The sequence below is a fragment of the Sinorhizobium sp. P24N7 genome (assembly GCF_042436655.1).
GTDB lineage: Bacteria > Pseudomonadota > Alphaproteobacteria > Rhizobiales > Rhizobiaceae > Sinorhizobium > Sinorhizobium meliloti_A.
Genome location: NZ_JBHMIW010000015.1, coordinates 24,185 through 50,203 on the forward strand (window position 1 = coordinate 24,185; position 26,019 = coordinate 50,203).

Here is a 26,019-nt window from a genome sequence, read left to right on the forward strand (position 1 = left end):
ATTAAGCGCACAAGGATTGACGCAATGCCCGTCCAGAAGGTCGCATAATGTATCAACGGGAATAAGACGATCGGCTACAGCGCGCCTCGCAACTCAGGAATCTAAAGCGACAGGAGGTGAGGCTTTAAGATGTCCACGGTTTCCGTAAGGCCGTTCGCCTCCATATCTAAAAGCAGGATATCCGCGGTTTTTTCTGGCTTTCTAAAGCGCTCTCTCATACGCCTAATTGCTGCTACCGCTCTGCCGGTGTCCAAGGCGATAGTATCAGCAATAAAGATATCCGCCGACTTCGTTTCAAGGTTCAGTCTGCGGAGCAAACCTTCGGAAAAGTCCCTCAGATTTTCGGTCACGATTACCGCAGCCTGCGTTTTCAAAGCGGCTGCAACTACATGCGCGTCGTTCTCGTCAGGAAGACCGTCACAGGCGGAGAGAAACTGATCAAAATCAACGACCATAGCCTCCTCGAATGCAGTCTCCATGCTTGCTCTCGCGCGCGATGCTCGCACGGATGCGTCGGCGACGTCCTTATCAGCAGGATCTTCTCGATAACCTTCTGGGTTTCATCAAGAACAGTTGCGGACCAGCGGAGGCGGTAAAATTCCGCTTCCGCAAGTGTCAGGAGTAAGTTTCTCTTTAGTGCACTTGCTAGTGTGCACGCGTCGACGAGGGCAGTGAAGCGATTAGCGAACAAGCTTACAGATACTCCGCGTCCAGCTCGGCAAGATCTGCAAGGGCCTTACTCCGCCTCCCGTCGCGCTCTTTCTTGTATTTGAAAAGATGATCCGCCTGAATTCTCCGATGCCGGCCAACAAGTGAGTACTCGATCTCGCCCTTGTCGAGCAAAGAAACAAGGAATGGCCGCGATACATTGAGAATGTCTGCAGCCTGCTGTGTCGTCAGCATTTTGCTGACGGAAACGAGTGTCACCGCGTCACCGTTGCCAATATGCCTCAATAGCTCCATGAGGAGACTAGATAGCGCCGGGGTAAGGGTGATGTCCGTCGGCTGCTGCGTCTCATCGTCGAGGACGCGCAATTTCGCGTCGCCGGTAGCATGCGCCGCCAATATCTTCCGCAGGTGGTTTGCTGCAGCTTTTTCAGAGGCCGATGGCAGGCGTCCGCCGAGTTCCTGGGCTGCTGATGGAACTGTCATTTTTATAGGCCTCCGTTGAAACCCAACTTTACTGGATATTCGCAGTAGACGCAATAAACGAAATAAACGAAAGCGACCGAAGCTCCCGGGGCTCAACAACAACTCTATTGAGCTTCCTGGTCTGCGGTTAGATTCCATTCAAGGCGTCCAGGACGCGCTACACGGCTTATTGGTCATCGCGACGTTCTTTTGGTGTTCGGCGATCCGGACACTTTCTTGCTGCTAAATGACACCCCGACCAATTGCTTCGGCTACTGCCTGGACACGGTTAGCTGCGCCGAGCTTTGTGGTGATCTCCTGAACCTCCCTTTCCACAGTGATCTCGGTCGGCATAGATCTGTTCGCTGGCCCGACCGAGACCATCGTCATCGCCGACGGCACGGTCGATGCGGAAATCTGCGCTACTGACCTGCTGGGGCAGGCCGAGCACGGCTACAACTCTCCCGCAGTCCTGTTGACCAATAGCAGGCCCCTCGCAGATGCGACGCTGAGGGAAATCGACCGCCTTCTCGCCATCCGTGCCGACTGCGGACACGGCGCGGCCCAGTTGGGAGGATTATGGCGAGGTTATCGTATGCGATACGCATGAGGAAATGCTCGACATTGCCAATGAACTGGCCCGGACCCACGCGGCCCGCGAAACTACGGACCGCCAGCGGCGTTGTCGTCCTGTGACCATCGACGAGCGGGAGGCAGACGCCGGCGCCGCTCCTCGTACCACTGGAAGGGTCCGCGACACCAATGGCTGACAATCTTTCGAAATACCGTGCCAACCGCGATTTCAAGAATTCCAGCGAGCCGAGCGGTGAAGCGTACGTTGTCTGCGCAGTGACCGCATGGCGACCGCCGTGGCGCCGCTCTCGCCGCGCGCCCGGCCCGGCGCCACCGTCTCGATGCCGCTCAACTGGACGCAGGTGAAGTCTGATCTCGACCCGAAGCTTTACCGTCCGAACCGTGTCGGCGCTGCTTGCGAAAACCACTGCCTGGCAGGACTATTGTGACGGCGAGCAGCCGCTCGAACAGGCGATCAAGCGCCTCGGAAAATCCAGACGGGTCGCATGATCGCGACAAGGTGCTGGCCCGGACCATGACCGATGGACGAAGAAACGAAAGACAAGGCTTCCAGGCGCACCCGTGTGGGTGCGACGACCGACCTGCCGCATGACCGAATAACGGTGGCACGGTTTCGGGAGGCGTTCCCGCGGGCCCGCTGGAGCGACAGGCTGAATGCCTGGTTCGTTCCGGGTCGCACCGCCGAGAAGCGCATCAGCCGCTGGCTGGCCGAGATGGAGGCGGAGGCCGATAGATTCGCTGATGAGAAGGGTAGGGACGCCTTCGCCTTCGATCCGATCGAAAGCCGCTATCTCGAGGCGACGCCCGCCACGTTACAGATCCAGACACCCTATTCACGCACGGCCGTCAACGAGATCCGGGAAATTCCGCATGCACGCTGGGACGCCGATCGCCGGCTATGGACCGTTCCTTACCGCTCGTTTGATGAACTCCGCAAGCGATGGCCCACGATCGAGGCGGCGGCCGAGCGCAGTGAGCCGGAAGCACGGCGGGCCCGGCGCGAGGCGATCAAGGGAACGGAAGAAGACGAGGCATCCAAGGCGAGGATGAAGGAGCGCCGTCGGAAACGCTATCCCGTTCCTGCCGATGATGTTCCGCCCTCCAACCGCGCCATCGGCACGCATGTCGGCGTCGTCTTCTTCATCGGCACCGACGGCGAGTTGGCCGACTCGGCGACGATCAGCACGTTCTATTTCCCGGTAGAAGATTGCCAGGAATATGTCTGGACATCGTGGCGATCGGGTTCGCTCGAAGAACTGGTGACGACCTGGCCGGCCCGAACGCCGCCGAACGAGCGCGAGCTCAAAAGGGGCTGGTGGATCCCGACGCTGGAGGAACTGCGGATCGCGCGGCGCGACGCCAAATCCAGGCGACGGGCCAGAGAGCGCAAGGACAAGAAGGATGCTCCCGGTGAAAGACCAGCAGACAGCGCTTGAGGAGTTCGGAAGCCTGCCGCCGATTGCGCCGCGCGAACTGGTCGGGCTGTGGAAAGGACACGGCATCCCGACGGGGCATCCATTCGACGGTGTGCTTGAAAACCTCGGCTGGTTCGGCAAACGATTCACGCCGGACATGCGCGCCGATGCCTTGCTGTTTCGATCGGGGGACCAACGGCTGGTCGCGATTGATCCGAAGTGGATTCCGCTTCGGCTGGCGTTGCGTTTTCATGACGTTGGCAGAATGCGCGTGGCAAGCAACCTGTTTTCCTACCTCCAGCGTCGTCTTCGGGCGAGGGGTCCGGTCGGTTCCTTGAAGACAATGGTGTTTGGCGGCGTCGAGAGCGCGGCCATGGTCTATGACGATCAGCCGATCGTTGACCACTTCCGGCAGATCGATGCGGAGAGGATCATGGGCGCGATGACGACTAAGGGTGACGAGCGGATATATTTCTTCGAACTCCAGCGTGTCAACGGACCTTGAAATGCGCGCAGCCGGTTATCATCTATCGCGACACCCGTATCGATGATCGCCTTGCCGAGCAGCTTGTCTGCCGCGCGGTCGTCCGGGTCCGACAGGGCGCTCCCCGCAAGGGTCGAGCGCCCTGTTCTTTTATCGGCCGGGTTTTCCCAAATCTCGATGGCGTCATACTGAGAACCATTTCCGTCCCTGAGGGTTCGCCTCGTCAGGAGGTCCAAGCCATGAAGCCTGAACAATTCCTTGAACGCTGGAAATCGGAGCATATCGACAGCGGCACGCAGCAGAGCGACGCGTCGAGGCTGGTTGAGGCTCTTCTCGCCGATGCGGAGAAGGAGGGCATCAGTCGCGACATGCTGGTGGAAGCGGCCGGCGGCGGGCTCGTCAACTATATCGTCGGCGCTATCAAAGAGGCGGTCGAGGAGGAGCTCTGGTAGCGGTCACCCAGACAGGAAGGCGCTTTCGCACTTCGCCGGGCCAGCGCTTCTCCTCGCTACGGGTTTTCGGCAGTGCCTCGTCATTGTCGCCGACAAGATCGGGAGCCAAAGCCCGGATATCGTAAGTCAGATCGATGTCTTCCGAAAACCGTCGAATGACGCCATAGGCTTTCGAGAGCGGGGTGCCGCCCTTGAACACCAGGTGCTCGCCGAGCTTTGACGAGTAGAGCGTCTCAAGTGTCCAGACGACCCAGACATCCTTTTCGAGCAGATGAATGGGCCGCCCGGTGCGGTCAGCGGCAACAGCTAAGGCTTCACGCCTGTCGTCCTTTGACAGCGCCAGAAAACGGTCAGCCATGCGCAGCCCTGCCCACGCTTCTTGCGACCCACGTCGGAAACTGCGGTGCTGCGGCCACCAACTCGCCAAACTCGGCCGGCGGGAGCTTTCGCTTAATCCTCGATAGTGCCTCCTCGGCCTTCTCGGGTCCAAGCCATGTAAGCGCCCGGACCGCCACGCCAGCCGGCCGGTCGGCCACAGCAAGCTGCCAGCGAGGCACGTGCTTGAGCTCGACCCTCTGCGCTCCAAGATTCATCGTCCGGCTGCGGCCGGATGTCAGGTAGACGGAGCGGACCGGGACCTGGGTGGTCAGGTCCAAGGCATTCGCCGCGGCGGCGCCACTGGAAACGATGATCTCGCCGCGCTGCTGCGCCACTGCCTCCACGGCCTGTTCGACCGTCGGCGGTCTTCTGCCAAAGCGACTCTTGACGGGCCGCATGTAGATGCCACGACCAGCCCGGACGAGCTCTCCGCGCTCGGTCAAACGCGAAAGGGCCTAGTCGACCGCAGCACGATTCCCGAGATGCAAAAGGCTCTTTGCCGAAAGGGGAGAACCTTCCGGCATTTGTTCGGCATAGCCCAGGATCTGAGACGTCAGGTTTTGCATGGCACTACTCCTGTCAGAAATAAATGCCAGTTTCTGACAGTTTGCAACGCAAAAGCGCCGCCGCAGGAAGAACGTCTATCGTGCAAGCATCTGATGACGGGATTGATCAAAGACGCGTCAAAACAGCATCGGTTGGGTAACCGGCTCGCCTGCTTTGGTGACGATCGTGGCGCCATGGGGCTCACGCGACGTCACGATGATCGCATCGTTGGGAGGCGGCCGGGCAAGCGCCTTCGCTTCGTCCAATGGCGCCCGCATCCAGACATCAGTCTCCTCCTTGGTCAGAAGCAGGACCGGCATTGCTTAATGGGCGGGTCGGCCCTCTCAAGGAGAGCGATCGTCGGTTTTGAGGCCTAGTTGCCTCAGATGCCTTTACCGGGGCAGAAACCGTGCTTATCTTGACGCGTTGTCAACCGCCCGCCAACCTCGGCAGCAGATAGATTTCCGCTCCCGCAGGTAGTTGCTTCGACCAGGTGTCGCGATAGATAGTTCCATCTATTGCAACCGCAATGCCTCGATCCATGAGCGGCTCCAGCCCAGGGAACCGTTCGCTCAATCTCTTGAACAGTTCCCTGATGTCTCTTGCCTCGACCTCGACCTTGCTGTTGCCCTCGGCCGCCGCGGCGAGCGCACCCCAGAGCGTCACCTCAACCATCGGACCGCCTCACGCTTCGAGTGCTTCCAGGATCCGCGGCGGCGACATCGGAATATGCTGCATCCGCACGCCCACTGCGTTGGATACTGCATTGGCCACCGCCGCGAGCGGGGGAACGATGGACGTTTCCCCGACGCCGCGAACCCCATAGGGGTGGTTTGGATTGGGAATCTCCAGAATCTGCGTGTCTATCATGGGCAGGTCCGAACACACGGGAATGCGGTAGTCGAGAAAACCGGCATTCTGCAGCCGGCCGTCTTTGCCATAGATATACTCTTCGTTGAGCGCCCAGCCGATGCCTTGCGCGGCGCCGCCCTGGTACTGTCCTTCGACATAGGTCGGATGGACGGCTTTGCCGGCATCCTGCACCACGGTGTAACGCAGCACCTTTGTCGCGCCGGTTTCGGGATCGACCTCGATATCGCAGATATGAGTGGCGAAGGACACGCCCGCGCCATCGGCGACGATCTCGCTGTGACCCGCAATCGGGCCACCCGTGGTGCCCGATGCTGCCGCGATCTCCTTCAGGGAGAGTTTCGGAAGGTTTCCATGCGTCTCGCCCTTGGCGACGGCGTGGCCCTGTTCCCAGGTCACATCCTCGACCGGAATGTCCCACATCTGCGCCGCACGCCCGCGGAGGACTTTGATCGCGTTGCGGGCGGCAGAAATTGTGGCCATAGAGGATGAGAACGTTCCTCGGCTGCCGTCGGTCATGTCGTTATAGCCGAGACTTGACGTGTCGGCGATCACCGTTCTGACCTGCGAATAGTCGATCCCGAGCTCCTCTGCGGCCACCAGTGAGAGCGATGCGCGCGAACCGCCGACATCCACCGTGCCAACCGCGAGCGAGACCGTGCCGTCCATTCCGATGTTCAGATCGGTACATGTCTGGCCCCCGAAGTTGAACCAGAAGCCACAGGCCATGCCGCGCCCCTGGTTCTTGCCAAGGGGTGCCTTCATGTGAGGATGGTTCTTCGCGGCTTCCAGCGTCGGGCCAATGCCGATCGGGCCGTAGACCGGACCGTAAGAAGCCTTGGTCCCTTCCTGTGCCGCGTTCCGGATACGGAAGTCGACCGGATCCATGCCGACCTTCTTCGCAAGTTCATCGATGGCGCTTTCCACTGCAAACGCTGCCATCGGCGCGGAAGGCGCACGGTAGGCTGCGGTCTTCGGCCGGTTTACCAGCACTTCGTAGCCGACGGTCCTGACATTCTCGAGCTTGTAGCAGGCGAATGCGGTCATGGCGCCGATCTCGGCCCACGATCCGGCATAGGGACCACAGGAATAGCGAAGTGTCGCTTCGGCAGCGATGATCGTTCCATCCTTCAATGCGCCAATCTTCACGTCGATCGACGTGGCGCTGGTCGGGCCGGAGGCGCGAAACACCTCGTCACGCGTCATCACCAGCTTGACCGGCCTGCCGGCCTTGCGCGACAGCGCGAGCGCGACAGGCTCGGCCCAGACATGGGTCTTGCCGCCGAAACCGCCGCCGATTTCGGACGACGTCACGCGCAGCTTGGAGGCATCCAGGCCGAGCAGTTGTGCGCAATGCTGGCGATAGACGAAGTGGCCCTGCGTGCAGACCCACAGATCCGCCGTGCCGTCCGTACTGACATTGGCCACACAGGCGTGAGGTTCGATATAGCCTTGATGCGTCTGTTCGGTCCTGAATGTCCGCTCAACCACGAAATCGGCCTTTGCCATGCCGGTATCGACTTCGCCATGCCCGAACCGGCTCCGCATCGAAACATTCGAAGGGCGATCGGGCTTCGGATCAACGCCCGTAGTGAAGATCGCGTCGTTGACGAGCGGAGCATCCGGGGCAAACGCTTGGTCAACGTCTGTGACGTGCGGCAGCACTTCATACTCGACCTCGATGAGCTTGAGCGCCTGCTTGGCGGTGCGTGCATCGATTGCCGCCACGGCGGCCACGGCGTGACCGTCGTAAAGCGCCTTCTTGCGCGCCATGCAGTTGTCGAGAATGTCATACATCGCCGCGTCGCCATGGGTGAGGTCGGGCAGATCCGCTGCCGTCAAAACCGCCTTGACGCCAGGAAGCTGCGCGGCCTTCGACGTGTCGATCTTGCGAATGATGGCATGGGCATGCGGGCTGCGCAGGATCCGTCCGACCAGCTGGCCGGGCATATTGAAGTCCGCGCCGTAGCGGGCGCGGCCCGTCACCTTGTCGACTCCATCCGGCCGGATGGGACGGGTGCCCACGGAGGAGAAGCTGCGTGTCGAGTGGCTGGGATCAAAATTCATGGTCATGCTCCTCTCATAACCCTTGCGGCGTCCTGAACGGCACGCACGATTTTGTCATAGCCGGTGCAGCGACAGAGATTTCCGGCAAGGCCGAACCGTATTTCCTCTTCCGTCGGATCCGGATTCTTGGCCAGCAGATCCTTGGCCGCAATGAGGAAGCCGGGTGTGCAGATGCCACATTGCAGGGCGGCATGCTCGAGGAACTTCTGCTGCAGCGGATGAAGCTTGTCACCCTGCGCCATGCCCTCGACCGTCTCGATGCGCCGGCCTTCCGCCTCGGCCCCAAGCACGAGGCAGGAGCAAACGAGGCGGTCCTCGAGAATGATGCTGCAGGCGCCGCAGTCACCTGTGCCGCAACCTTCCTTCACCCCCATGAGCCCCAGGCGATCGCGCAACACATCAAGCAACGTCTCGTCTGCGTGACAGAGAAACTCGGCTTTATCGCCATTGATGATCGTCGAAACTGCTATGCCTGCCATCACTTCTGTCCTGCACGTTGATAGGCGGTCAGCGCGACCCGCTTGGCCAGCACTCCCGCGACTTTCCTTCGGAATTCCACGGTGCCTCGCTTGTCGTCTATGGGGCGACAGGCGCCGGAACATGCCTCTGCAAGGCGGTCCAATGCTCTATCGTCCACTCGGGAGCCGACCAGGATTTTGGCTGCTTCCTCGACGAGAAGCACCGTCGGCGCTGCGGCGCCAAGCGCGACACGCGCGGATTGGACGACACCCTGATCATCAAGGGTGAGATTCACTGCGGCACTAACGACGGCAATGTCCATTTCGGTACGTGGCGTGAACCGCTGATAGGCGTCGCCCGAACGTGGCTGGCGCCTGTCGAGCAGAATGGCCTCGATGATCTCTCCGGGCGCAAGCGACGTCCTGCCGGGTCCGTTTGCCACCATTTCGACGGCAATCGTGCGCGAGCCGGCCGGTCCTCTGATCAGAGCCTTGGCGCCCGCCGCCACCAATGGCGGCACGCTGTCAGCCGCAGGTGACGCATTGCAGAGGTTCCCGACGATGGTGCAACGCCCCTGTACTTGCTTGGAGCCGATGAGATTGGCTCCCTCTACCACTCCAGGCCATGCTCCTCGGAGCGCGGCGTTTTCGCTGAGGACTGCGCATGGCACGGCGGCGCCGATGACGAAACCTTCGTCGCTTTCGGTTATGTGGCCCAGGGCGTCTATGGCTTTGATGTCGATGATGAGTTCAGGTTCGACAAAGCCGCCCTTCATTCTCACCAGCAGATCGCTCCCGCCGGCCAGAACCGCCGCCTTGCCTGAGGCCTCCGCCAACAGGCCAACTGCGTCCTCCAACGTACTCGGACGAATATAACGCAATAGAATCCTCCTCGTGATGAACTCGAGTCAGAAGCGAACCTGCCGACCCATGGGATACTGCGGGTACGTCTTGTTTTGGAGCTAAGACCCGAAACTCTGCGATCAACGCTAGGGGATGCGTTGGCTGCTTGCAAGCCAGCGTCTCGTTCTCGGCCTTATCTATGGTCCTCCTTGCTCGGACCCCCGTTGGCCACCTTCTCCGAGATATGGCATTGATCTGCTTGAGGATGTCAGCGGCAAATGGCGCTACCATAAGACAACAGCAACCACTCCGCAGTGAGGCCGAGCAGCAGGAAACCGGTGGCTCGGTGCCGGGAACTACGGCTGCCGCCCAAAAGACGGACGTGAACGGCGATCCCGAGGCGATACCCTCTGTGCATTCTTGATAATGCTCAGTCGAGGAGTCATGGACGGGTGTTCGTGAAAAAGTGAGCCAATCGCCGCCTTCGCGGCTGAAGACGATGGTTTCGCGCTCGCGATCGCTGTGCCTCGCCATTCATGGAGATGTCTGGCTCCACGATATGGGTGAAGACCGCGACATCGCCCGCCATCGGATTGCTGGCATAACCGCCGCCTCCCAGGATTGCCTGTTCAGGGTCAAGTTGTGAAAATCAACCTCGCACTGAACCGGTGGCAGTGTAGACACCGAAAATGCGGCGACGGACGTTCATCGACAGGTTGCCCGAGATTGCTTCGCCCTACAGGCGAGGAACTGAACGGATGGCTGAGATTGTCGCGTTGATTCGCTATAGGATGGGTGGTCGCCCGGGTGAATACTTGATGCATCGGCTCGGCTCGCCGGTCAGCGCCGACACGATCTTGCGGCAATTGAAGCGCGATAATCCGGCGACCATACAAAAAGACAATATTCGGGTCCTGGGCATTGATGATTGGAGCTGGCCACATTCCTTGCGGTACGGCACGATCATGGTCGATCTCGAGCGCCATTCGGTCGTTATGAATGCAGCTCGAATGGCCGGCATGGGCGCGATGCTGTTGTTTTCAGACCCAAGCGGGGGACGCGCCTTAAGGGCCGGACAGATTTGTTCTTCCACGAGCCCCCAAACCTTGTGCTGTGATGTTCACTCTCTGGGCCAAAATGATCGGATAATGTATCAAGGGGAACCCCTAAATGGCGTTGGCCCACCGGACGTGAGGACTGGTGTTCGTCCGTTTTCCCAAGAGACGGCTCCGCCAAATCGCACTCTTAATAATGCATCAACAAATCGCAAGCATGAATAGGAACCCACAAGCAGTAAGTGCCAATCGCGTGCACGCAAAAAGAATAGTGACTATTCGTTTTCAGTAGTACTGATCTACTTAGAATTTTTACGCGAACGCACCCGCGGACCGCCGGACATTTCGCGCCCTTAGCGCCAAGAATTTGGAGAACTCATTTGAGATACGTATTCGAGGTCATCGACGATGACGGGGAAGTCCGATCATACATTGCCTCTTACATGAGCCGCGAAGCAGATAAGCTGATGCTGCGGCATCGCGAGTCAGAAGTGAGGATCGAGCTGTTTCGAATCTGTGACTGGTGCGCTGTCGACGAGGAAGAAGAGCAGTGCCTTCACTTGTCCGAGACAAGGCGATTCGCCGCCTGATTTTAAGGGTACGGCAGCTCCATCTGGTTTCACTGGTTGTTAATATACTCAGTCGTACTCTGGGTTGTCCGATCAGATGCACTAGCGTCACCTCAACCGCATGAACGCGGTGTCGGATACGACAACTCCTGCCGTAAGTTTCATCCGAGGCTTTGACCTCGCACGTACCTGTTCGACGTCGTCGCAGGGCCGTTGCCCGCGACGCTTCCTTGGAAGGCGCTGCTTGATGGCAATTGTGAATTCTTCCCCAAAACAGCTTGCGCCGCAGAGCCGCAAAGAACTGTACCACGCGGTGTTTGCTACCTTGACCCGGTTGGAGATCGACGCCTCGCCGGTGAACTACGAGCTCATGTACGAGATCATCAGCGGCAACAATCCCGAACTTCGCGAAAAATTTGCCCGCCTCAGCAAGCCGATTGCAGACGAAGAGCTCGAGGCGCTGACACGTGTCTACCTGCCGCACCACTTTGGAAAGTCAATCCATGATGAATCTGCAAATCGCCTGCAAGACGAATTGGCGACCTTGAAGGAGTCTTTGCTGTCGGGTCAGGTGTCGCTTTCCACTTACACCAGCATGCTTGGCCAGGCGACAGGTAAGATCTCGTCCGTCGATCCGCGTGACACCAGGGCGATCCAGTCCCAACTTCAGACGATCCGCCAAATAACCGAGGTCCAGCATTCGGCGAACAGCCGAATACTCGAGCGCGTGTCGACGCAGATTTCGACGGTGGCTGCAATTACAGAGGATGTGGAGGCGTTCGAGCGCACGAAATTCACGCATCTGGCCACGAATCTCGCCAACCGGCGCGGCTTCAACAAAAAGCTTGCGGAACTCTATGGCGGCGATCGTTGTCCGGAGGGAGCGTCACTTCTTCTCTGCAATCTGGTATCGTTCGAGTCCTTCGAGGGCAAAGAGCTCTTCAGGCTAAAAGAGGCGATCCTGGAGCGCCTCGGCTTCATTATAGCCCGTGCCATGCAGGCATCAGATTTCGCCGCCTGGCTTGAGCGGCCGCAGGTCGGCATTCTTCTCCGGACGAGCGCAGAGGCGGAAATCCAGAAAATGGCGGAGCATGTCCGAAGGAGTTGCCTTACCGCTTTCGGCAGCCGCCACGGAAGAATGCCGACCGTCGCGGCGCGCTTCGGATGCAGCACGACTTATGATGCCGTTACCGCATCCGAACTGGTTGGGCATGCAGAAGTGGCCCTGCAAACCGCGACCGACACGGCAAGCGACAAGGTCCTATTCTTTGCGGCGAACGGCGCCGATGGCGAACGGAAGGATTGGATGCTCTACCGCGCTTGACTATCTATCAAATAACTAAAAGAGGTAAACTATGGTACATAAGGACAGTACTCAGCGTTTCTCCCCGAGAACCCAGACCAAAATAACTGGAAACGTCAGTTGCAAAACGGGATCGAGCAACGGCGTCGTCAAGGACCTTTCCGAGGAGGGAATTTGCTTTCAGCTTTTCTTCGACATAGGCGCCCGTACGGGACAAGAGGTGACGATTCGAAGCGAAGAGCTCGGCCTTTTGACTGGCATCGTTCGATGGAACAGAGGCGATCGGATCGGAATTAAGCTCAAGCTATCCTCCAACACAGCGGCCCAGATTGCGTCATATTATAAGTTCTTCCGGACCTGACTAGAGTTGGCCAGGGGTGGACGTCCTCGTTTATGAACGCCAGAGCAAAACGACGTTGCAGCATCGCGCCCGTCCACGCTTCGCTTCGGGCGGTTATCGATCCGACCGCGAAACCCGTGCCGATCGGTTGAAATTAAACCAACGTTCAACTTTAAGACATATCAGATGGGCACGTCGTGTTTGATGTAGGTTGCCTAGGATGAGCGTGTTCCAAAACAAAGCTGTTCGACTAATGGCGGCCAACGTTGGAGAGGCATCGGTCACCGATCTCGCCCAGCGCCAGACGAACCTTCTGCTTTCGGCCCTGGAACCATGTTACATTTTGAATTAGCCCCCGAAAGGTCCGGACATGCTCCCCCACTTAGCTAAGTGGGTAGGAGTAATGTTGGTAATATAACTAGCAGCAATTTTAAGATGGAAGTTCTCTCCGGGCCGGAACGTCGGCGGCGCTGGAGCACGGCAGAGAAGCTGGCGATCATCCACGAGACCTATGATGCGGACGCGACGGTGAGCATCGTCGCGCGTCGGCACGGCATTCAGCCGAACCAGTTGTTCACCTGGCGCAAGCTGGCGTCCCAAGGGGCATTGACGGCGACTGCCGCCGAAGAGGAGGTTGTTCCGGCATCCGAATGCGGGGCGCTTCAGGCGCAGGTGAAGGAGTTGCAACGACTGTTGGGCAAGAAGACGATGGAGAGCGAAATCCTGAAGGAAGCCCTCGAAATCGCCGGCGGCCCAAAAAAACATCTGTTGCGCTCGCTCTCTCTTCCGAGGGGGATTTTGGAATGAAGACCGTCTGCGAAACTCTAGGTGTCGCCCGGTCGAATATCGCCGCGCGTGCCGCAGCGCTTCGCTTCGTGTATGTTTTCTATATTGTTGTCCATGAACGAAATGTTATTTAGAGAGTGTGAGCCTTGCCGTGAATTCTATTGTCAGGGCTTTGTATGGCGCGGGCGCTCAAATCTGAGATTATAGCCATTCAGATATCAATCTGGACGAGAACGGCGGTGAAGTCGATATACACGACACGCAACTTCTGCTCTGCTAGTTTTCGGAGAGCACGAGATCCGATTTAGCCGACGCGAAGATGTTCGAGCTTCTGGGCACAGCCACTCAAGGGCCAGCGGAGCGGTAAGCGAAAGCTGAATAGACCAGGAGCGTGGCCGATATCAGCATCGCCAAATGAGCATTCTTCCAGAGCACATCTCTGTAGAATACCTGGTCGGCTATGTTGGGGTATGTTGGCACGCTGTCGCTGAGGTAAACGCTTGTGACGGCGCAGCCGATGAGTGCCATAAGGAAGACCACCGTCAATGCGGCGAGCACTGACCGCCAGATATGCTTTCGCAGCCAAAACAAAAGCACCCCACAGGGGGCACCGACGAAAGCCGCAATTCTCAAGTTCTGCGCCGCCCAGCCATCATGGCCCAGCCAGGTGCCCTCGATAGGTTGATAGAACATCGTCATGGAGACCGCGAGGCCTGATACAACGGCAAGGATGTCGCCGGCATTTTTCATGGGTTCAGGTTCGGAGCCGGGATCCAAATGGGCACATCGAATGAGGCGACTTGCTTGTCGTCTGAGGACAGAACTCGGTATCGCAGGAATCTTTGAACAGCTTTCTCGGGAATTGGAAGCGTATATTCAATTAGGCCACCATCGGCAAATTCCCCGCCTTGCGCGTTCCCAGATGCTGATGCCATGTATTCCGTAGAACCAATGTCTTCTGACGCTCGAATTTCGAAACCGTTGGAATAATACTCCGGTTGGTCTTTGTATGCAGAGGTAATCGTTATCTTAATTGAGGTTTTATAGACGTTCTCCTCGCGGTTCACGTCGACGCTTAGAGCGTAGAATATTCTGGAGAGAGTCCGCTGGAATTCTTCGTAGACGGATGATCCGAACCGCTCGGCTTCGATCCGTATATTGCGAGGTTGGGATGGAACCGGTTGCGCGTCCACAACGTAAAGGCTGCGGCAGTCTCCGACTTCGCCTGATATTGAGCCGGCGTCCGAAGCGTGGGGAATGAAGGGCGCTTTCGTCCATTTCCAGGATGCGCCGTACCTGAGGCAGCCCTTGTGATTGTCCAATATCCGCCGAGTGTCGTGGGGTCGAGGAGCGGTCACGGCGCAGCCTTTGAGTACCACCGTTTCAGGCCCTGGAATTACCCAGTTAACCTCCATGTCCTTGTCGCCCGTGTTTTGAACACAGGTTACGAACATTTCGTCCCGGCCGTCTTTGTAGACGCGGCTGGTCGTCCTGAATTGGTAATTGGCGTCACCGTGTCGATTTGGCGCCTTGCCCGGACAGGTTCTCAATGCGCAATTGGGTTCTTGCGCCTCCGCGCCGGCGGCTGACACGAGAGAAAGCGAAGTGATCAGAAGCGCCCTAAACATCGACATCGGTCGAGTCCCCCTGCAGAGCGGTGCAATTCCTTCAGGGTAACATCAGTGATTGCGGATGCAAGGAACTTCTCATAAGCGCTCGTTCTCGAGCGGCCTCTAAAAGTGGCACCAAGCGGGTCCGGCGCCTAGCGTTATTCCTTCTCCTCCAGCAGGATTTTCAGCGTCCTGATGATATCAGCCGCGTCCAGCAGGACGTCTCTGGTCTCCGCAGCAGATAGGTCAGGGGCGCGTGCCGAGGCGACTTGAAGATCAATCACTACATCCTCCGCACAATTGCTGCCTGGAATGCCGGTCTGCTCGCGCATGTCGCGTGTCGTGGCAACCGACCGATCAAGCAGCCTGCTTATCTCGTACGAGCTGAGCTTGGCCGCTTCGTTTGCGGCTCTGATCATTCGGCAATGAAAGCGGTCGTGATGCTCATGCTATTTCACAGCACCAGGTATTTCGATCGATGCGCATCCAAATCGCGCATTGCTTTTTGCCAGCCTTTGTGAGCCAGATTTCATTCGGATTGCCATGCCGAACTGTCTCCGCGCTGACCCCGATGTACCCGCGGTCCTCGAGCTTGCGGAGCGTGTGGCGGCCGAAATTCTTGAGCGTTTACCAGTCGACCGGCTTGTCGCCGGCGGGCGACGCCGCCGACGGTTCGATTCCCTTCAAGGTGAAGGATAACAGACACTTGGCCGCGAATGCTGTTTGTTGGCATGCTAACGTCTTGCCTATTGAGACGGCAGGCCGGCGCGTGCAAGGTCGGCCGATGCTTGATCCAGAATAGCGTTGTCTCGGAAGTTCCAAGCCTGCCGCCAGGACTGGATCGTTGCAGTCGGCGCTGACTTCAGCATCTTAGCCACGGCAGCTTGGGCCTCGGCGTCGCGCCCGAGACGCATATAGGCGATCGCTAGTTGCAACGGAGCGTCGGCAAATTCCGTGGTCTTGAGCACCTCGACGGCTTCTTCGTTTTTGCCAAGGACGATGTAGATGAAACCTCGCACATAGTTAAAAAACCAAGACAGCCCCGGGTCCCGAGCAGCTGCCGTGTCTGTCAGCTCCAGCGCCTTTTCGGGCTGCCCGGCCTGTAGGAAGATACTTCCTGCATCGGTGAGGGTGAACGCATTATAGGGTGCGGCCGCGATGGCCTTGTTCATTGCCGCAATAGCGCCATCATGGTCCCGCTTGAGCGTCAGGAGCCAAGCATTGAGCCAATTTGCCAGTCTCGTTACCTGCGGGCTTAAGTTCTTGTCGGCGAGAACCTGATTGACCAGCCGCTCCGCCTCCTGAAGATCTTTCTGCGGGTCAGAACTGTAGAGCAGCGCGACCTTTAGCCAATGAGACCACCCCAGCTCCACGGTCAACAGGGGGGAGGCGGGAAACACCTTCAGACCCTGTCGTGAAATTTCGCCGGATCGCTCTAGACCTTCCTTTGTGTAGAGGTTCAATTGGCTTTCCGCGCGCAGGTAATAGTCGTATTCATCGAGATTGGTGCTGTCCCTACCCCAGGCCTGACTGTAGTCAGCCTTGCGAATGGCTCCGAATTCACCCGTCATGGCCCCCACGATCTTGCCGGTCAACTCATCCTGGAGCGCCCACGGGTCGGTTCCGGCCTTGTCGAAGCGGTCTGCCCAGACATGGTCCCCCGTGTTGGCGTTGACCAACTGCGCAACAATGCGGACCCTGTCGCCTTCTTTGCGCACACTACCCTCGACGACATAGCCAACGCCCAACTCCTTGCCGATTTCGCGGATATCGCCTTCCTTCCCCTGGTAAGCAAAGGACGAGGTTCGCGATACGACCGCAATGTCGGAAAAGCGCGATAGGATAGCGATGACGTCGTTCGCCACTCCTTCTCCCAAATAGCCTAGGCTCTTGTCGGCACTCAGATCCTTGAATGGAAGCACGGCGACAGACGGGATCGTACTGGATCCCCCAGGAGACGACGTTGTCAACGGGCCATAGAGCGCCATCCACACGGCCGCTAGGGCCACCATGATAGTCGCCGCGACGCCAAGTGGCCGCCAAAGTCGCCCACTTCTGCGCCTGCGCAAAATCCGTCGGCGTGGCTGCGCGTCGATGCGGACGTGATAGACCTCAATAGGCTCTTCGATGTTCTTTACCTTCTGCCGCCCCGCCGGGTCGAAGCCAAACGCGAGCTTCTTCTCGACCTCCTTAGCCACCTTGCCTGAAACACAGATTCCGCCTGGAAACGCGAGTTGCTCCAGCCTGGCTGCGACGTTCACGCCTTCACCGTACCGGTCCTCGCCGTCAACGATGACTTCTCCGGTATTGATGCCGATCCGAACGTCAAACCGTTCCTCTTGGGGGACTGCAGCATTGCGCTCCGTCATTCCGCGCTGGAGAGACACCGCACATTCGACGGCATCGATGACACTCCCAAACTCCGCCAGGAGGCCATCGCCCATGAGCTTGAAGACGCGTCCATGGTGCCTCGTAATCTCTGGTTCAAACAGCTCGGTGCGTCGCGATCGAAGGCGTTCAAACGTCGTTGCTTCGTCTCGCTCCATCAAAGCGGAGTAGCCGACCACATCGGCGGCCAGCATTGCAGATAACCGGCGCTCCATGTGTTAGTCCCCACCTGAATTCCCGCCGAGCATTGTACATGACTCAGCCGAATATTTCACGGGAAGCTAATGAATGAGCTTCAAAAGCGGGCGCATCTTCGCGACCCTCATTTGTCTCTCTGCTCGGGGACAGACCAGATGGACTCGCATAAGGCGGAGCCCTGACCGTCTCCGGTCAGGGCTTTTTCGCAGTAATTGAAGGTTGGAAATATAGAGCAAGGACACGGCAATACGGTCCGCCGCAAAGCCTACTATCAGCAATGGCTTTGCTAGAAGATGTATCGTTGCATGGCAAATCTTATACGAAGGTATTAGGCTTTCCAGTAACAAATTGGGGGTTTTCTGTAATCGTATTTTACTTGCCCAGCTCCTTCCGCCCGCGGTCGCCGGCGACGTGTAAAACGGCTGTTCGAGGGCGCCCGGAACGCGGCGCGCAAGAAGATCAAGTATGGAAGGCGAGGGGGCGGTCATAGGGAAATTCCCTGCTCTCTACATTCAACTGTGCTGAAATCTTCTTGTCCGCAAAGCCTTTTGACAATGCCACTTTTTTTGGCTGGACCGATAGTCTCCGGTGCAGTCGTTGTGGAGCCCGGAGATAGGTATGTCGCCGTGGTCTCTTCAGGTCGGACCGAGGACTGCGATTGCCGTTCGTGGCGAGCAGGTGGACGGCCGTCCGATCACACATATTTCGGCTTTGTGCTCGAAGGATCGCATAATGTATCGGCTGGAGAACTTTGATGCCGCCGTCGTGCGGCCAGCGCATGACGATCGCATCTCACGTTGCCGGTAGCGAAACTAGTCCTTGGTTCTATGCAAAAGAAGGCGCGCACCGGTGTAGTTGCCGTTCGTGATTTCGACATCGTGGGCAGCGAACGCCGCCTTGATCTTCTCTTTCGTCGACTCCGTTGCGGATCCTGTGGATTCAAATCGGTGCACCGTTGAGAACGCAATACCCGCCTTTTCCGCGAGGTCGCGAACAGACCATTTTAAGATAGCGCGAGCGGCTCGGTTAGCTTCCGGGGTGAGTTCGGCCATCAGTAATTCCTAAAATGAATACAGGTGTAGCTAAATCGCTTGACGGGTGAGGCAAAAGCGATTACGACTACAAGTGTAGGCAACGTGCGGCGATTCTCCTAGCCGCGCGTGCGTATGTGCGCGAACTTATCATCAACAGTCAACAATTGGCGGCCTATCGGTTCGTAGGCCGATGCATCGTTGTGTGCGCCGATGCGAAGGAGCATTGCGATGGAACTGCGCCAGCTTTCCTATTTCGTTGCGGTGGCCGAGGAGCTGCATTTCGGCCGGGCGGCGGCCCGGGTGCACATCGCCCAGCCCGCGCTCAGCAACCAGGTGCAGGCGCTTGAGAAGGAACTCGGCGTGCAGCTGTTGACCCGCACAACGCGGCGGGTGGAGCTGACCAGGGCAGGGGAGGTGTTCTATGATCGCTGTGTCCGGATCCTCAGCGACGTCGATCTGTCGGCCGAGCTCACCCGCTCGGTCGCCGGCAAAAGGGTGAAGCAGATCAGGATCGGCACCGTCTATCCGGCCACCATCGGTGTGCTGCCGGCCTTTCTGGCCCGCATTGCCAGAAAGTACCCGGAGATCCAGCTGCATATTTCAAGCGGCACCACCAGCGACATCATCCGTGGCCTGGAGACCGGTCAGATCAATCTCGGCTTCATCCGTCCGCTCGAGAACATCGGCTCGCTGCGCTTCTTCTCGATGGCCTATGAGCGCTATCTACTGGCGGTGGAAAAAGGCAGTCCGCTTGCCGTCCGAAGCGAGATCGGCATCGAGGACCTGCGTGACCAAAAGATCATCTCCTTCTCCCGGTCGAACCTCTCGTACACCGAGCGCTATTTTGCGGAAGTGTTCGAGGAGCACGATCTGACGAAGAACATTGCTTATACCTGCGACGACACCTTCTCGCTTGTCTCCCTGGTCTCCGCCAGGCTCGGCATCGGCTTTGCGCCGGAATGGACGGAAGGCATGCCAAACCGCAATTTCGAGCTGAGAAAGGTGCGGGGCGTCGACTTCCGCATCGGGCTCGGCGTTGCCTGGAACAAGGAGGATCCGACCGCCGGTCGCGACGACATCATCGACATTGCAAGGTCGCTGGCGCGGCCGGGCAGTGTCACTTAGCAATTAAACAGGTTCATCCTCAAATTCTGTGATTCAGCGGCAGCATTCTCGCCCTCATCAGTTCTGGGCCGGCGCGACCGTACATTGCTCGTTTCAGCATCTTGAGGCGGTTGATCTGCCCTTCCGCTTGACCGTTGCTCCAGGGGAGCTCGATTGCATTTTTGACGGCATCGATATCCCGGCGCAAAATGCTGGCGAAGCGCATGATCGCCGTGAGTTCGGTATCAATGGCATCGTCGATCCATTCATCCAGTGCCTCCGAGCTCCTGCTGCGCAAGATGCCGTTGAAGCGCATGGCCAGGCCACGCATTATGGCGAAGACCGTCGAGCCCTGCTTCAAGGCATTGACCTTTCCGGCCTGACGATCGGTCAGCAGGCCGCGCGGTTTTATGCACAAAGCTGCGGCCACTACAGGCGAGATCATATGGCCGGTGTCAGGATCGCGGACGGGGTCTGAAACATCCATATCCGGAGTCGGCTCGTCGGGTTGATATCGTAAAACAAATGGCGGCCAACCCGGTTTCCATTTTTCCAGCATTCAGCCAGGAAAGCTTCAAAATCCAGTGGCGATGTCGGATTCAATGCCGCCCGATTTCTGTCTCGAGGTGCGTTGGAAGTAAGCCAATTCGCGATGCTGCGGCGCTCGTATCCGGTCCGCCTTGCAATCTCGCTGTAGGTGAGGCCCTGCTGGCGCAAAGCTTGAAGCGTGTCAAATATCTCCTGACGGGATTGCCTGTGCGCCAAGCGGGCACGGCGCTGTTGTGACCTGGCGCTGGCGATCGCATCTTCGGAGAGAATGGGTTGGTCTGACATGGGCGTGACCATAAACGCTCATCTGTTCCTTGATTGCCTCCCTGAGATTTTCGACCAGATGAAAACGGTCAGTTACCTGGCGGGCCTGCGGAGCGCCCTCTCGGGCTGCCTGAGCATACAAACCACAGCGATCTCGGCTAACGACCTCGACGGTCGGACGTTCTGGCAACCATGCTTTTGCGCTCTCGACGCTGCGGTCGTCCAGAACATCGACGACCGAATGACGCTCGAGATCGACCATGATCGTGTCGACACAGTCCCCGATCCCATGCTTGTGCTTGACCGTAACCTATACGTCCGGACCGCCAGCCGGGCCTTTTTTACGACCTTCAAAGTCGACCGCGACCAGATAATCGGGCAGCACCTTTACGAACTCGGCAATCGGCAATGGGACATTCCTGAACTGCGCCGCCTGCTCGAAGAGGTGATCCCGAAGAGCACGGCGGTGGTGGACTATGAGGTAGAGCAAGACTTTCCGAGCATCGGCCGGAGGACGATGCTCGTCAGTGCGCATCGGCTGTTCCATCCCGACAACAACAGCCGCACCTTGCTGCTCTCGATTGTGGACGCGACAGAGCGACGCCAGCATGAGGCCGAGAAGGTTGTGCTCCTCGGCGAACTCCGGCATCGAATGAAGAACCTGCTCGCGCTGGTCCAGGCGATGGCGCGCCAGACCACGGCCGTCGGCCGCTCTGGCGAGGAATATCGCGATGCTTTCCTCGGCCGATTCAATGCGCTTATACAAGCCCATGATGCTGCCTTCTCGCAAGACGGCGGAAAGGACCTGCAGGAGGTGGTTCAGCGAACGCTTGAGCCTTATGCAGAAGGTCCGACAGGGCTCCTCGTCGAATCGGGGCCTGACGTCTCTCTCGCGTCGGGGCAGATCATGTCGCTGAGCCTGATCCTGCACGAACTCGCGACCAATGCGATCAAATATGGCGCGCTCTCGACTCCCACCGGACAGATTCGTGTCCGCTGGGCGGTCGAGGAGGCGAGCGCTCCAAGCCTGAGACTGGTCTGGCAAGAGAGTGGCGGGCCCCGGTTGCGCCGCCGGCCTCTTCGGGGTTCGGCACACGGCTCATCGAGTTCGCTGTTAGCCGCGAGTTGGGCGGACGGGTGGAACTGAACTATGCACCAGCGGGTTTGGCGGTCGAGATCGTTGTCCCATTAGGATCGGTCTCATGACATCGAGGCTGGCCTCATGCGAAAGATCGTGCTTGTCGTGGAGGACGAGTTCCTGATCGCGATCGATCTCAAGCTGCTGCTTGAACGGCGCGGCTGGAGCGTGCTCGGCCCCGCGACGACGGTTAAGGAAGCGCTTGGACTGTTGGATGACAAATTACCTGCCGTGGCAATTCTCGATGTCAGCCTTAAGGATGGCGCGGTGACCTCGGTGGCGGAGGCACTGCGGGCGCGCAACGTACCGTTCGTCGTGGCAAGCGCCTATAGCAGACCGGAGCTTATCGGCGGCGACATCCTGGGCGGTGCACCCAATGTCGGCAAGCCGACTGAGGAGCGACGCCTGATGATTGTCCTCGAACAAGCTGTCCGATCCTGACCTGCTGTCCACTCGGTCTTTCTTTCAATCCGGCTTCGTCATGAGAGGCCTGCCGACTTTTGTCGCGAGCGGCAGCTTTGGGCTGATCGTTCCGGTCAAATCGCGTCGCATTGGGCGGAGGGCGGAAGTTCGCTGTGCAGTGGACGAACGGCCGATTGCCCAGGAAACTATTCGTCGCGCCGCCGCATCCTCGGAGCCCTGTGAGCCCCCCGCGGTAAAACGCTCAGCTTGAATGAACGCGGAGAACCGCTTTGATCTATGCGCGACGTAGACAATGCGCGTAATGTGTTCCGGCCAATTCTATTTGCATTAGAGACCTAGCGGGAGGAAATGATGGCAAACAGCAAAAAGCGAAACGAAGATCCGGTTGAAGGCTCCAGGGAGACGATTGAACGCGAACTGGAGCGCGATCAGAGCGGGACGGGGTCACCGAATCAAACCATCGATGATGACGAAGATCGAGTTCGAAGCCGCGCCTACGAAATCTGGGAGCGCGAGGGCCGACCTGAAGGAGGCCATGAGCGCCACTGGGATCAGGCAAAAAAAGAGCTTGAAGATGAAGGACGGAATTCGCCGCGGTAGGCCCAGGGTGTCCTCCAGCCTTAACAGGTACTTGCGGAAGCCGCCACGGCTGGCTGTCACGAGACGCTGATCAGTTGGCGCAGGTCTTCCACGTCTCTAACGCCCGCCTGGTAGAGACTGAAGATTTTTGCTGCCAGTTTCTCCGCCGCAACATCGTGTGAGGTGCCGGCGGTCGAGTTCCTCCTGGAGGAACTGAGACAACAGATTGACTTCATCCGGTTGAAGGGAAGCGGCATATCGGCGCATGGTTCGGCCTCCTCTCCCGAAGGCGAATGGGCGAACCAAATTCGCGGCCGTCGGGTGAACCTGCTCTACTGAAATTGTACGCCGTTGGCGTACGGTGACCAAGAGCCGAGAATCATTGCTTGGGAACGAAATGCAGGCACCGGGGTTCTCAATACGGCCTTTGAGGAGGTCCGAAAATGAGAGAAGTATCTTGGCGTACCCCACTGTGGGTGACGCTGCAAAACGGCATGAAACGCCAGTTCTGCGGGCCCTACGACACCCCTTGATTTCCTGGAGAATGAATGGCCGAACCACGGAGTGCAGCACGCACGGGCGGTCAAAGCCTGTCGTGAAGCGTTGCATCATCCGGCATATGCCAATTCCGCAATAAACTGCTTCAGGGCGGCGTGCATCGAAGCGTCATTTGCATGGAGTGAAACTGGAAATCTGGGCTCCCGAACTGAATCGAAGCTGGCGGGTCGGCATACATAAATTCGCTTCGGAGCCCTTCGTGCTCGGTGGCCCGATCAATCGCACTGCCTTCACCGCCTGGGTCGAGCAATGCCTGGCACCAACCCTCAAAGGCGATATCGTCATTTTCGATAATCCCGGCAGCAGCCACAAGGGCAAGCCGGCGCGCAATGCCATCCGCGATCTCGGCGCCCATCTGTTCTTCCTGCCGCCTTACAGTCCCGATCTCGATCGAGATGATGTTCGCCAAACTCAAGACCCTGCTGCGCAAATCCGACGAGCGTAGCGTCGAGGCGACATGGCGGCGTGTCGGCGAAGTCCTTAAAGCCTTCAGCCCGCACGAATGCGCCGCCTATCTCAGGCATGCAGGGTATGCTTCAATATAAACCTGACAGACTTAACCCAAGGATTTCCGGATCGAAGTTCACACCGCGCGACGTCGTCTTGGCGGACGGCTCATCGTGAATGTATCCGGTTTTATCCCGCGTTCGATTTCTTTCCACGTCACAGGTGCCGCGACGGGAAAGCCCGGACGAGCTCTGGGCGAATAGGTGCCGACTGCGGTGGTGCCGCGGCCATTCCTGAGGTAATCGAGGAAAAGTTTGTTCGGCCGGTGCGAAAGCTGTGCCGACGTGACGTAGCGGTCGGGATCGCTGCTGGCGAACTGCTGCGCCAGGCGCTTCGCATAGGCATGCACCGCATTGTGGGCCATTTTCTCCTCGAGAGGGGCCATCAGATGAACGCCCTTGCCGCCGGTAAGCTTCGGCCAGGCCTTGAAGCCCTCGGCATCGAGCAAGTCTCTCAGTCGAAAAGCAGTGTCGACGACGAACTCCCACTCGATGCCTTCGCCGGGATCCAGATCGAATATCAGCGTGTCGGCGTGTTCGATATCGTCGACCGTCGCCGCCCAGGGATGCAGTTCCACCGCACCGATTTCGACAAGGCCCAACAACCCCGCTAAGTCATCGACCCATAACCGCACACCTTCGCCGCCCTCGCGTTTCTCAATCCGGAGCTGATGGACCTCCGGCGGTATCGGCGGCAGCGGCCCCTTGTGGTAAAAGGTGGTGCCATGGACGTGCCGCACGAGCTTCAGCGGACGGCCGCCGAGGAAATGAAGGGCGCGATCTGCCACGCGCGTCCAATAGGCTGTGAGGTCTTCCTTCGAAGGGACAACCGCATCCGGCAACAACTGCAATATATTTGCGCGGGAAACGCGGCCAGTGGCCGACGCGGCCCCTGGCGCCTTTTTTGGAGCTCTCGATTCTTGCAGGCCCTTGAAGACGGGCTCGCGCAATAGGCCGTCATCGGTCACCCCCCCGTAGTCGACCTCAGCGCAGACCTGCGGTTCGACCCAGGTCGCCTTTGGCTTGTTGATTTCGTGGGAGAGGGGGCTCTTGCCGATGATCAGCGGATTGAGCCGCTCGCGCACTTCTCGTGCGCCGGCAAGCGTGTAGCCCGTTTGAGCCTTGCCGGCATAGACGAGGCGGTCGCCCTCCCAACGCCCGAGATAGAGCGAGGCAATTCGGCGAGGTTGCGCACCAAGCTTTTCGACGAAGGCGATGATAGGAAGCGCCGCTCGCTTCGTGCACTTCGTCTTCGTCCAGATTTCCTGCCGTCCCGATCGGTAGGGCGCGTCTTTGCGCTTGGACACGATTCCTTCCAAGCCCATCATGCAGGCGTGCTCGTAGACCTCGTCTCCTTCATGGACGTCGAGATGGTCGACATAAGCGAGGGTGGCGGCGCGGTCGTCTATGAGCTCGCGGAGCACGCGCTTGCGCTCGACCAGGGGCACGCTTCTGAGGTCGTATCCGTCCAAATAGAGCAGGTCGAACGCCTGGAACGTCAGGTGCGGCGATGAAGGTTTCGCGAGCTCGCGCCGAAGCGCTTGAAAGTCGGGAAGGCCGGTCTTGCCGAAGACGGTAGCCTCGCCGTCCATCACCAGCTCGTGGTCTGCGAGTGCCTCCGCGGCCGTCGCGATTGACTTGAATTCCTTTGTCCAATCAAGACCCCTTCGCGTGTAGATCGTGACCTTGCGCCCGCGGATGTGCAGTTGTGCTCGGTAGCCATCAAACTTGATTTCATGCAACCACTCCGGACCGTCGGGCGGTCGTTTCTTCAGTGTTGGATGACAAGGCTCAATGAAGGCGGGGAAGGTGGCCCTCTTCGCGCCCATATTGGCCAGACGACCGGGAGAGGCCGCTTGTCTGCCGGCTTGTGGCCGCGCGTTCTTGGCATGCCGATCCAAAACATGCCTCCCTGTTCTGAATGAGCGTTCAATCCTTACGCGCGAGAATCGTTCCCGAGAGTCCTTCGTTTCAAGGATGCAACGGTTTCGCACGTAAGCGAGTTTAGTGGGTGGGCTTTGCGTAGTTGTCGACGAAACGACAGCGCTGGCGGGGGGTACGCCCCAACGGAGTGGTCTACATGGCGCAGAGTACCAAGCAAAAGCTGATGAAGGCGAGCGATATCCCTGCCTTCGTCGAGGAGGTGATCAAAACCGGCTGCAACATTTGCGCCGTCGGCTACGACAAATACGTCGTCGGAGACGCAGACCTGTCGCCGGGTGACTATGAGAAAACAAAGCCCAGGCTGAAGAAAATCGAGGATACCTACGGCGACCGTGATTTCCTCAAGTTTGAAATCGTCGCTTACCTTCGCTCAATTGGTCGGCATGTCGACCTCGGCGACAATGGATCCGAGTAGGAGGGTCAGCAAAAAGCC

22 protein-coding genes and 10 pseudogenes are annotated in these 26,019 nt (G+C 58.6%); 16 read left to right on the forward strand and 16 right to left on the reverse strand.

Features of this window, described 5'->3' with window-relative positions:
- Positions 1-101: 101 nt before the first annotated feature.
- Together ACFHWW_RS24295 and ACFHWW_RS24300 are read right to left on the reverse strand one after the other, a co-directional pair.
- Positions 102-479, reverse strand: coding sequence for a hypothetical protein (locus ACFHWW_RS24295; protein ID WP_379941271.1), 378 nt, complete (start codon positions 477-479; stop codon positions 102-104).
- Positions 480-693: 214 nt separating this feature from the next.
- On the reverse strand, positions 694-1,152 hold the full coding sequence (locus ACFHWW_RS24300; protein WP_379941273.1) for a helix-turn-helix domain-containing protein: 459 nt from the start codon (positions 1,150-1,152) through the stop codon (positions 694-696).
- A gap of 325 nt (positions 1,153-1,477) precedes the next feature.
- Between ACFHWW_RS24300 and ACFHWW_RS24305 the strand changes: the two are divergent.
- From ACFHWW_RS24305 to ACFHWW_RS24325, 5 genes and pseudogenes are all read left to right on the forward strand, one after another.
- Positions 1,478-1,805: pseudogene (locus ACFHWW_RS24305) on the forward strand (histidinol dehydrogenase); the annotation flags it as partial.
- Positions 1,806-1,973: 168 nt separating this feature from the next.
- Positions 1,974-2,214: pseudogene (locus ACFHWW_RS24310) on the forward strand (ATP-dependent DNA ligase); the annotation flags it as partial.
- Between the two features lie 32 nt (positions 2,215-2,246).
- Positions 2,247-3,161: a hypothetical protein gene (locus ACFHWW_RS24315; protein ID WP_379941275.1), complete on the forward strand. Its 915-nt coding sequence runs from the start codon at positions 2,247-2,249 to the stop codon at positions 3,159-3,161.
- A complete protein-coding gene (locus tag ACFHWW_RS24320) occupies positions 3,127-3,645 on the forward strand; it encodes a DUF4334 domain-containing protein (RefSeq protein ID WP_379941277.1) in 519 nt (172 codons plus the stop codon). Before ACFHWW_RS24315 ends, ACFHWW_RS24320 begins: the two co-directional genes overlap by 35 nt.
- Positions 3,646-3,863: 218 nt before the next feature.
- Positions 3,864-4,076, forward strand: coding sequence for a hypothetical protein (locus ACFHWW_RS24325; protein WP_379941279.1), 213 nt, complete (start codon positions 3,864-3,866; stop codon positions 4,074-4,076).
- On the opposite strand, the pseudogene ACFHWW_RS24330 reads toward ACFHWW_RS24325, so the two are convergent.
- The 7 genes and pseudogenes from ACFHWW_RS24330 to ACFHWW_RS24360 form a co-directional block, all read right to left on the reverse strand.
- Positions 4,063-4,434 (reverse strand): annotated as a pseudogene (locus tag ACFHWW_RS24330) (nucleotidyl transferase AbiEii/AbiGii toxin family protein); the annotation flags it as partial. The gene ACFHWW_RS24325 and the pseudogene ACFHWW_RS24330 overlap by 14 nt on opposite strands.
- A pseudogene (locus tag ACFHWW_RS24335) lies at positions 4,427-5,020 on the reverse strand (DUF6088 family protein). The pseudogenes ACFHWW_RS24335 and ACFHWW_RS24330, both read right to left, overlap by 8 nt.
- A gap of 117 nt (positions 5,021-5,137) precedes the next feature.
- Positions 5,138-5,323 (reverse strand): annotated as a pseudogene (locus ACFHWW_RS24340) (SOS response-associated peptidase); the annotation flags it as partial.
- Between the two features lie 106 nt (positions 5,324-5,429).
- The gene (locus ACFHWW_RS24345) at positions 5,430-5,675 is read right to left on the reverse strand and encodes a MoaD/ThiS family protein (RefSeq protein WP_379941281.1); all 246 of its coding nucleotides are present in this window, start codon (positions 5,673-5,675) and stop codon (positions 5,430-5,432) included.
- 9 nt (positions 5,676-5,684) lie between these two features.
- Positions 5,685-7,937 carry a xanthine dehydrogenase family protein molybdopterin-binding subunit gene (locus ACFHWW_RS24350; protein WP_379941283.1) on the reverse strand — a complete coding sequence of 751 codons (2,253 nt, stop codon included), beginning with the start codon at positions 7,935-7,937 and terminating at the stop codon, positions 5,685-5,687.
- Between the two features lie 2 nt (positions 7,938-7,939).
- Positions 7,940-8,416 (reverse strand): (2Fe-2S)-binding protein, encoded by a 477-nt coding sequence (locus ACFHWW_RS24355; protein WP_275598465.1) that lies wholly within the window; start codon positions 8,414-8,416, stop codon positions 7,940-7,942.
- A complete protein-coding gene (locus ACFHWW_RS24360) occupies positions 8,416-9,276 on the reverse strand; it encodes an FAD binding domain-containing protein (RefSeq protein ID WP_379941285.1) in 861 nt (286 codons plus the stop codon). Before ACFHWW_RS24360 ends, ACFHWW_RS24355 begins: the two co-directional genes overlap by 1 nt.
- Before the next feature lie 559 nt (positions 9,277-9,835).
- Here ACFHWW_RS24360 and ACFHWW_RS24365 point away from each other — a divergent pair.
- The 4 genes and pseudogenes from ACFHWW_RS24365 to ACFHWW_RS24380 form a co-directional block, all read left to right on the forward strand.
- A pseudogene (locus ACFHWW_RS24365) lies at positions 9,836-10,233 on the forward strand (ISL3 family transposase); the annotation flags it as partial.
- An 876-nt stretch (positions 10,234-11,109) separates the two neighbouring features.
- Positions 11,110-12,186: a diguanylate cyclase domain-containing protein gene (locus ACFHWW_RS24370; protein WP_379941287.1), complete on the forward strand. Its 1,077-nt coding sequence runs from the start codon at positions 11,110-11,112 to the stop codon at positions 12,184-12,186.
- Between the two features lie 31 nt (positions 12,187-12,217).
- Complete coding sequence (locus ACFHWW_RS24375) at positions 12,218-12,526, forward strand: PilZ domain-containing protein (protein ID WP_379941289.1); 309 nt, start codon at positions 12,218-12,220, stop codon at positions 12,524-12,526.
- A 393-nt stretch (positions 12,527-12,919) separates the two neighbouring features.
- Positions 12,920-13,368, forward strand: a pseudogene (locus ACFHWW_RS24380) (transposase); the annotation flags it as partial.
- Positions 13,369-13,636: 268 nt separating this feature from the next.
- Here ACFHWW_RS24380 and ACFHWW_RS24385 read toward each other — a convergent pair.
- The 5 genes and pseudogenes from ACFHWW_RS24385 to ACFHWW_RS24405 all read right to left on the reverse strand — a co-directional run bounded on the left by ACFHWW_RS24385 (position 13,637) and on the right by ACFHWW_RS24405 (position 18,539).
- A complete protein-coding gene (locus ACFHWW_RS24385) occupies positions 13,637-14,041 on the reverse strand; it encodes a hypothetical protein (RefSeq protein WP_379941291.1) in 405 nt (134 codons plus the stop codon).
- A complete protein-coding gene (locus ACFHWW_RS24390) occupies positions 14,038-14,925 on the reverse strand; it encodes a hypothetical protein (protein WP_379941293.1) in 888 nt (295 codons plus the stop codon). Before ACFHWW_RS24390 ends, ACFHWW_RS24385 begins: the two co-directional genes overlap by 4 nt.
- 134 nt (positions 14,926-15,059) lie before the next feature.
- Positions 15,060-15,349, reverse strand: a pseudogene (locus ACFHWW_RS24395) (hypothetical protein).
- Between the two features lie 298 nt (positions 15,350-15,647).
- Positions 15,648-17,504 (reverse strand): adenylate/guanylate cyclase domain-containing protein, encoded by a 1,857-nt coding sequence (locus ACFHWW_RS24400; RefSeq protein WP_379941295.1) that lies wholly within the window; start codon positions 17,502-17,504, stop codon positions 15,648-15,650.
- 795 nt (positions 17,505-18,299) lie between these two features.
- Positions 18,300-18,539 (reverse strand): transcriptional regulator, encoded by a 240-nt coding sequence (locus ACFHWW_RS24405; protein ID WP_379941297.1) that lies wholly within the window; start codon positions 18,537-18,539, stop codon positions 18,300-18,302.
- A gap of 210 nt (positions 18,540-18,749) precedes the next feature.
- On the opposite strand from ACFHWW_RS24405, the gene ACFHWW_RS24410 reads away from it, so the two are divergent.
- Entirely contained in the window at positions 18,750-19,646 is an 897-nt protein-coding gene (locus tag ACFHWW_RS24410) for a LysR family transcriptional regulator (RefSeq protein ID WP_379941299.1), read from the forward strand.
- 19 nt (positions 19,647-19,665) lie between these two features.
- Here ACFHWW_RS24410 and ACFHWW_RS24415 read toward each other — a convergent pair.
- A pseudogene (locus ACFHWW_RS24415) lies at positions 19,666-20,706 on the reverse strand (ISL3 family transposase); the annotation flags it as partial.
- On the opposite strand from ACFHWW_RS24415, the pseudogene ACFHWW_RS24420 reads away from it, so the two are divergent.
- The 5 genes and pseudogenes from ACFHWW_RS24420 to ACFHWW_RS24440 all read left to right on the forward strand — a co-directional run bounded on the left by ACFHWW_RS24420 (position 20,680) and on the right by ACFHWW_RS24440 (position 23,581).
- Positions 20,680-21,644, forward strand: a pseudogene (locus ACFHWW_RS24420) (sensor histidine kinase). The pseudogenes ACFHWW_RS24415 and ACFHWW_RS24420 overlap by 27 nt on opposite strands.
- A gap of 16 nt (positions 21,645-21,660) precedes the next feature.
- Entirely contained in the window at positions 21,661-22,017 is a 357-nt protein-coding gene (locus ACFHWW_RS24425; protein ID WP_379941301.1) for a response regulator, read from the forward strand.
- A 333-nt stretch (positions 22,018-22,350) separates the two neighbouring features.
- The gene (locus ACFHWW_RS24430; RefSeq protein WP_379941303.1) at positions 22,351-22,599 is read left to right on the forward strand and encodes a DUF2934 domain-containing protein; all 249 of its coding nucleotides are present in this window, start codon (positions 22,351-22,353) and stop codon (positions 22,597-22,599) included.
- 543 nt (positions 22,600-23,142) lie between these two features.
- Positions 23,143-23,316, forward strand: a complete 174-nt coding sequence (locus tag ACFHWW_RS24435) for a hypothetical protein (protein WP_379941305.1) — start codon at positions 23,143-23,145, stop codon at positions 23,314-23,316.
- Entirely contained in the window at positions 23,258-23,581 is a 324-nt protein-coding gene (locus ACFHWW_RS24440) for a transposase (RefSeq protein ID WP_379941307.1), read from the forward strand. Before ACFHWW_RS24435 ends, ACFHWW_RS24440 begins: the two co-directional genes overlap by 59 nt.
- A 138-nt stretch (positions 23,582-23,719) precedes the next feature.
- Here ACFHWW_RS24440 and ligD read toward each other — a convergent pair whose 3' ends face one another.
- On the reverse strand, positions 23,720-25,471 hold the full coding sequence (gene ligD, locus ACFHWW_RS24445) for a DNA ligase D (RefSeq protein WP_379941516.1): 1,752 nt from the start codon (positions 25,469-25,471) through the stop codon (positions 23,720-23,722).
- Between the two features lie 251 nt (positions 25,472-25,722).
- Between ligD and ACFHWW_RS24450 the strand changes: the two genes are divergently transcribed.
- A complete protein-coding gene (locus ACFHWW_RS24450; protein ID WP_379941309.1) occupies positions 25,723-26,001 on the forward strand; it encodes a hypothetical protein in 279 nt (92 codons plus the stop codon).
- The last annotated feature ends 18 nt before the right edge of the window (positions 26,002-26,019 follow it).

Coding starts and splice junctions, on each gene's coding strand:
- ACFHWW_RS24295 (WP_379941271.1), bottom strand. CDS start 479: ATGGAGACTGCATTCGAGGAGGCTATGGTCGTTGATTTTGATCAGTTT.
- ACFHWW_RS24300 (WP_379941273.1), bottom strand. CDS start 1,152: ATGACAGTTCCATCAGCAGCCCAGGAACTCGGCGGACGCCTGCCATCG.
- ACFHWW_RS24315 (WP_379941275.1), top strand. CDS start 2,247: ATGGACGAAGAAACGAAAGACAAGGCTTCCAGGCGCACCCGTGTGGGT.
- ACFHWW_RS24320 (WP_379941277.1), top strand. CDS start 3,127: ATGCTCCCGGTGAAAGACCAGCAGACAGCGCTTGAGGAGTTCGGAAGC.
- ACFHWW_RS24325 (WP_379941279.1), top strand. CDS start 3,864: ATGAAGCCTGAACAATTCCTTGAACGCTGGAAATCGGAGCATATCGAC.
- ACFHWW_RS24345 (WP_379941281.1), bottom strand. CDS start 5,675: ATGGTTGAGGTGACGCTCTGGGGTGCGCTCGCCGCGGCGGCCGAGGGC.
- ACFHWW_RS24350 (WP_379941283.1), bottom strand. CDS start 7,937: ATGAATTTTGATCCCAGCCACTCGACACGCAGCTTCTCCTCCGTGGGC.
- ACFHWW_RS24355 (WP_275598465.1), bottom strand. CDS start 8,416: ATGGCAGGCATAGCAGTTTCGACGATCATCAATGGCGATAAAGCCGAG.
- ACFHWW_RS24370 (WP_379941287.1), top strand. CDS start 11,110: ATGGCAATTGTGAATTCTTCCCCAAAACAGCTTGCGCCGCAGAGCCGC.
- ACFHWW_RS24375 (WP_379941289.1), top strand. CDS start 12,218: ATGGTACATAAGGACAGTACTCAGCGTTTCTCCCCGAGAACCCAGACC.
- ACFHWW_RS24385 (WP_379941291.1), bottom strand. CDS start 14,041: ATGAAAAATGCCGGCGACATCCTTGCCGTTGTATCAGGCCTCGCGGTC.
- ACFHWW_RS24390 (WP_379941293.1), bottom strand. CDS start 14,925: ATGTCGATGTTTAGGGCGCTTCTGATCACTTCGCTTTCTCTCGTGTCA.
- ACFHWW_RS24400 (WP_379941295.1), bottom strand. CDS start 17,504: ATGGAGCGCCGGTTATCTGCAATGCTGGCCGCCGATGTGGTCGGCTAC.
- ACFHWW_RS24405 (WP_379941297.1), bottom strand. CDS start 18,539: ATGGCCGAACTCACCCCGGAAGCTAACCGAGCCGCTCGCGCTATCTTA.
- ACFHWW_RS24410 (WP_379941299.1), top strand. CDS start 18,750: ATGGAACTGCGCCAGCTTTCCTATTTCGTTGCGGTGGCCGAGGAGCTG.
- ACFHWW_RS24425 (WP_379941301.1), top strand. CDS start 21,661: ATGCGAAAGATCGTGCTTGTCGTGGAGGACGAGTTCCTGATCGCGATC.
- ACFHWW_RS24430 (WP_379941303.1), top strand. CDS start 22,351: ATGGCAAACAGCAAAAAGCGAAACGAAGATCCGGTTGAAGGCTCCAGG.
- ligD (WP_379941516.1), bottom strand. CDS start 25,471: ATGGGCGCGAAGAGGGCCACCTTCCCCGCCTTCATTGAGCCTTGTCAT.
- ACFHWW_RS24450 (WP_379941309.1), top strand. CDS start 25,723: ATGGCGCAGAGTACCAAGCAAAAGCTGATGAAGGCGAGCGATATCCCT.